Genomic DNA, 5,265 nt, shown 5'->3' on the forward strand with positions numbered 1-5,265 from the left:
TCTCACCGCGAACGCGCGGGTGCCGCTGTTCAGCCCGGCCGACGTCGTCATCGGCGAGGTGTCGGTGGGCATCCAGGAGAGCTCCGTGTCGAGCGAGCTCGTGCGGGAGCTGCCGTCCTACGGGCTGTGGTTCGCCGTGGCGCTGCTGTTCGGTGCGGTGGCGTCGTGGTTTGTCGCGCGCCGCATGAAGAAGCGAACCTTCGGACTCGAGCTCGATGAGATCGCCCGGCTGCTGCAGGAGCGCGAGGCGACGCTGCACGGCATCCGCGAGGGGGTGCTCGCGCTCGACCCGGCGGGCCGCATCAGCGTCGTGAACGACGCCGCGCGCCGGCTGTTGAATCTTCCGGATGCCGCGGCCGGCCGGCCGCTTGTCGAGGTGGTCGCTGCGGGGGAGCTGCGCGACATCCTCATCGATCCGTCGGTCGGGGTCGATGAACTGTTCGTGACCAGCGAGCTGTGCCTGGTCGTGAACCGCATGCCCGTGGTGCTGCGCGGCAAGCCGCATGGCACGGTCATCACCCTGCGGGACCGCACCGACCTCGAGGGGCTCGCGCGCGAGCTCGACGGGCAGCGCAGTCTGACGGAGTCGCTGCGTGCCCAGCAGCACGAGTTCACCAATCGTCTGCACGCGATCGCGGGCCTGCTCGAGCTCGGTCGTCCCGTGGATGCGCTGTCGTACCTCAACGAGCTACGGGGCACGTCGGCCGATTTCGACGAATCCGTGAGGTCGCGCATCGCGGTGCCGCAGATCGTCGGACTGCTGCTCGGCAAGGCCGCCGAGGCGAGCGAGCGCGGCGTCGAGCTCGTCATCGCCCCCGACTCGCACCTCGACGCCGACGCCCGACACGTGCAGGCCCTGACGACCGTGCTAGGCAACATGATCGACAACGCCTTCGACGCGCTGATGCCCGTCGCGGCGCCGCGGTTCGTGGAGGTGCGCATCGTCGAGTCGCCGGTCGCGATCGAGGTCTCGGTGGCCGACAACGGCATCGGCATCCCCGAGTCGGAGCGTCCGCAGGTGTTCGACCGCGGGTTCACCACGAAACGCTCGGCGCACTCCACGCACGGCGGGCTCGGGCTCGCGCTCGTGATGAACGCAGTCACCCGCATCGGGGGCACGGTCGAGGTCGAGGTCGACGGCGGAACGCGCTTCACCGTGACCCTGCCGACCGCAGTGGCTGCGGAGGTGGGCGGATGAGCGAGGCGGTGATCGAGGTCGTGGTCGTCGACGACGACTACCGCGTCGCGACGGTGCACGCGGGGTTCGTCGATCGCGTCCCCGGGTTCCGCGTGGTCGGCATGGCCCACAGCGCGGCCGAGGCGCGGCGCGTGATCGACGAGAAGCGTCCGCATCTCGTGCTGATGGACATCTACCTGCCCGACGGCGACGGCCTCGACGTGGTGCGCGACCTCGCCGCCGAGGCTCACGCGCCGTCGGTGATCGTCGTGTCGGCGGCGAAGGACGTCGAGTCGATCCGCACGGCTCTGCGACTGGGGGCGGTGCACTACATCAGCAAGCCCTTCGGGTTCGCAGCGCTCGTCGAGCGACTCATCGCCTTCCAGCGCACGCTGGGGGAGATCGCGGCGCTTCCCGAGGAGTCGACGCAGGACGACATCGATCGGCTGTTCGGGGCGCTGCGACCGCCCGAGCCGGCCGTCAGGCCGCGGGTGCCCTCGATGGCTCCGACCGTGAAGCTCGTGTTCGACCGCATCGCGCACAGCGGCGTCGACGGGGCATCCGCCGCGCAGGTCGCCGCCGAGGCGGGCATCTCACGCGCGACGGCCCAGCGCTACCTCTCGCAACTCGAGCAGTCCGGCCACATCGTGCTCACCCTCCGCTACGGCAGCACCGGGCGGCCCGAGCACGTGTACACGACCCCGGCGGCCCGACTCGTGCGCTGAGCTCAGTCGTCCTGCTCGGTCGGGCGCAGCAGCAACTCGTTGATCGTCTGGTGGCGCGGACGCGTCACGATGTACGAGATCGCGTCCGCGACATCCTGCGCCTGCAGCGGCTGCATCGCCGACAGGCGCTGCTGCTGCACCTCGCGGATCTCGGGACGCAGGTGGTCGCGCAGCTCGGTCGCGACGGCACCAGGCTCGACGACGCCGACCCGCAGGTGGCGGCGGCTGAACTCCTGCCGGAACGACTCGCTGAAGGCGCCCACGCCGTGCTTGGTGAGGTTGTAGACGCCGGAGCCGCGCTTGACCTGGCGGCCCGCTGTCGACGAGATGTTCACGAGGTCGGCGACCCGGCGCGGTTCGCTCTCGGCGGCCGCGAGCAGGTGGGGGAGGGCCGCCTCGGTCACCGACAGCAGTGCGGTGAGGTTGAGGTCGATCATGCGATCCCACTCGTCGATCGGCGCGTGCTCGACCGGCCCCAGCAGCATCACGCCGGCGTTGTTCACGAGGATGTCGAGGCGCCCGAGCTCGGCGACCGTGCGGGCCACCGCGGCGCGGGCCTGCTCGCGGTCGGTGATGTCGGCCTCGATCGCGACGGCCGTGCCCCCGGCCGCGGCGATCTCTTCCGCGAGCGACGCGAGACGGTCGGCGCGGCGGGCGACGAGGGCCACGGCGGAGCCGTCGGCGGCGAGGGTGCGGGCGGTGGCCTCCCCGATTCCGCTGGAGGCTCCGGTGACGAGGGCGACGGTTCCGGTGAGGGTGCTCATACCGCCAGGCTATGCCCGCGGCATCCTCACGCGACGATGCCGGCGCGACGCGCGGCCGCGACCGCCTCGAAGCGGCTGCTCGCGTCGAGCTTGTGCATCGCGGATGACACGTAGGCCTTCACCGTCGCCTCGGTGAGGCCGAGGGCCTCGGCGATCTGGCTGTTGCGGCGGCCGAGCGCGAGCTGGGTGACCATGTCGACCTCGCGGGGCGAGAGCCGCGGGGCGACGAGCTCGGTCGGGGCGGGCAGCAGCAGTCGGCCGATCGCGTCGATGCGCGCCAGCAGCTCGGGGTCCTGCACGACGCGGCTGAGCTCTCGCAGTTCGGCGGCCGCCTCCCGCACTTCCTGGCGTTCCCGCGACGGGGCATCGGCGGCGGCCGAGAGTGCTGCCGCCTGCCGCAGCTCGCTCACCCGGCGCTCCACCTCCGCGGCGACCGTGAACTCCCACGCGAGGTTCTGCGCGGCCGACACGGTGCGGCGCACGATGTCGCCGCCGAACTGTGTGGCGACGCGCTCGCCGACGTAGAGCACGGCCCGCACCCCGTCGCCGACGATCGCCGGCACGGCCAGCAGCGACACGATCGCCTCGCCGCTGACCTCGCGGTCGTAATGGTGGGTGATCGCCGTCGAGCGCTCGTACTGGGTCGCCGCGACCGGCCGTCGGTCGACCATGGCCTTGCCGCCGACCCCGTGGGCGGGTTCGATGAGCACTCCCGCGAGGGTGTGGCTGTGCGCGCCGACGAACGCGTCGAGACGGGCGCCGCCGGGGGNCAGGGCATCGCGGGGGGCGAGCGGCGACGTCATCGTCTCCACATCACTACCTCCTTTGGACGGTAGTCGAGCGCGTCGGTGCGTTCGTAGCGTTGAAGCTAGCAGGGCCGAACCCCGGGTTTCGCTATGAGTATCCGCTCACGCCGATGTGAACGGATGCCCCGTGGCCCCGGTCCTGCGGGTCTATCCACAACACAAAGGAGTGTTCATCGTGAGCAACCAGACCGACATCATCTCGCGCCCGACGTTCGTCGCCGGTGTCGCCGACCCGGGCGCTCTCGGCCTCGCCGCGTTCGCCCTCACGACGTTCGTGCTGAGCGTCGCCAACGCGGGGTGGATCCCCGACGCCGGGGCCGGCGCGCTGGCCCTCGCCCTGTTCTACGGCGGCATCGCCCAGCTGCTCGCCGGCATGTGGGAGTTCGTGAAGGGCAACACGTTCGGCGCCGTCGCGTTCACCTCGTACGGCTCGTTCTGGCTGGCCGTGTGGTTCCTGCTGACGAACGACGCGCTCGCCAAGGCGGCCGGCGCCGACGGACTCGCCGTCTTCTTCCTGGCGTGGACGATCTTCACCTTCTACATGACCATCGGCGCCATCAAGGCGAGCCGCATCGTGCTGCTGGTGTTCATCGCCCTGCTGATCACGTTCGTGCTCCTCACGATCGGCGCGTTCAGCGGCAGCGCGACCGCGACCAACATCGGCGGCGTCGTCGGTCTCGTGACCGCCGTGCTCGCCTGGTACGGCTCCGCGGCATCCGTCATCAACTCGACCTGGGGACGCACCGTCCTCCCGATCGGCGCCCCGAAGGCGAGCTGACCGTGTCGACCATCGAGCACGCCTCCGCGATCGAGAACCTCGCGCACGAGAACCGGCGGTTCCCGCCGAGCCCCGAGTTCGCGGCGGCCGCCAACGTGACCGCCGACATCTACCGGGAGGCGGATGCCGACCGGCTCGCCTTCTGGGCGGACAAGGCGGCGCGGCTGGACTGGGCCGAGCCCTGGACCCAGGTGCTCGACTGGAGCGACCCGCCGTTCGCGAAGTGGTTCGTCGGGGGCCGGCTGAACGTGGCGGTGAACTGCCTCGACCGCCACGTGGCGGCCGGCCTCGGCGACCGGGTCGCGTATCACTTCGAGGGCGAGCCGGGCGACACCCGCACCATCACCTACCGCGAGCTCACCGAGCGGGTGTGCCAGGCGGCGAACACGCTCACCGCGCTCGGCGTGCAGGAGGGCGACCGGGTCGCGATCTACATGCCGATGATCCCCGAGACGATCATCGCGATGCTGGCCTGCGCCCGCATCGGGGCACCGCACACCGTGGTGTTCGGCGGCTTCTCGGCCGAGGCGCTGCGCACGCGCATCCTCGACTGCGACGCCCGGGTCGTGATCACCGCTGACGGCGGCTACCGCAAGGGCTCTGCGGTGGCGTTGAAGCCGGCGGTCGATGAGGCGCTGACCGGATGCCCCGACGTGAGGTCCGTGCTGATGGTGCGCCGCACCGGACAGGACGTGGCCGTCACCGAGGGTCGCGACCTGTGGTGGCATGAGAGCGTCGACCGCGCCAGCACGTCGCACGATGCGCAGGCGTTCGATGCGGAGCATCCGCTCTATGTCATGTACACCTCGGGCACGACCGGCAAGCCGAAGGGCATCCTGCACACGAGCGGCGGGTACCTCACCGGGTGCTCGTTCACCCAGTGGGAGACCTTCGACCTCAAGCCCGAGACCGACGTCTACTGGACGGCGGCCGACATCGGGTGGGTGACCGGCCACAGCTACATCGTCTACGGTCCCCTGTCGAACGCGACGACCTCGGTGCTCTACGAGGGCAC

6 protein-coding genes are annotated in these 5,265 nt (G+C 70.9%); 4 read left to right on the forward strand and 2 right to left on the reverse strand.

What is annotated here, in order from left to right; genetic code table 11:
• Together ASG00_RS11285 and ASG00_RS11290 are read left to right on the forward strand one after the other, a co-directional pair.
• Positions 1-1,198, forward strand: a 1,198-nt coding sequence (locus tag ASG00_RS11285) for a sensor histidine kinase (protein ID WP_082483223.1), incomplete at its 5' end; no start/stop codon positions are given.
• Positions 1,195-1,902, forward strand: coding sequence for a response regulator (locus ASG00_RS11290; RefSeq protein ID WP_048809082.1), 708 nt, complete (start codon positions 1,195-1,197; stop codon positions 1,900-1,902). The genes ASG00_RS11285 and ASG00_RS11290, both read left to right, overlap by 4 nt.
• Positions 1,903-1,904: 2 nt before the next feature.
• Here ASG00_RS11290 and ASG00_RS11295 read toward each other — a convergent pair whose 3' ends face one another.
• Entirely contained in the window at positions 1,905-2,666 is a 762-nt protein-coding gene (locus tag ASG00_RS11295) for an SDR family NAD(P)-dependent oxidoreductase (RefSeq protein ID WP_056209650.1), read from the reverse strand.
• 26 nt (positions 2,667-2,692) lie between these two features.
• Positions 2,693-3,337 (reverse strand): response regulator transcription factor, encoded by a 645-nt coding sequence (locus tag ASG00_RS18985; protein ID WP_442922650.1) that lies wholly within the window; start codon positions 3,335-3,337, stop codon positions 2,693-2,695.
• Between the two features lie 310 nt (positions 3,338-3,647).
• On the opposite strand from ASG00_RS18985, the gene ASG00_RS11305 reads away from it, so the two are divergent.
• Positions 3,648-4,250: an acetate uptake transporter gene (locus ASG00_RS11305; RefSeq protein WP_048809080.1), complete on the forward strand. Its 603-nt coding sequence runs from the start codon at positions 3,648-3,650 to the stop codon at positions 4,248-4,250.
• 2 nt (positions 4,251-4,252) lie between these two features.
• A partial coding sequence (locus tag ASG00_RS18230) for an AMP-binding protein (protein WP_235559551.1) occupies positions 4,253-5,265 on the forward strand: 1,013 nt, incomplete at its 3' end.

The organism is Microbacterium sp. Leaf351 (assembly GCF_001423825.1).
Classification (GTDB): domain Bacteria; phylum Actinomycetota; class Actinomycetes; order Actinomycetales; family Microbacteriaceae; genus Microbacterium; species Microbacterium ginsengisoli.

Excerpts from the sequence above, each read along its gene's own strand:
- ASG00_RS11290 (WP_048809082.1), top strand. The coding sequence starts at position 1,195 with ATGAGCGAGGCGGTGATCGAGGTCGTGGTCGTCGACGACGACTACCGC.
- ASG00_RS11295 (WP_056209650.1), bottom strand. The coding sequence starts at position 2,666 with ATGAGCACCCTCACCGGAACCGTCGCCCTCGTCACCGGAGCCTCCAGC.
- ASG00_RS18985 (WP_442922650.1), bottom strand. The coding sequence starts at position 3,337 with ATGGTCGACCGACGGCCGGTCGCGGCGACCCAGTACGAGCGCTCGACG.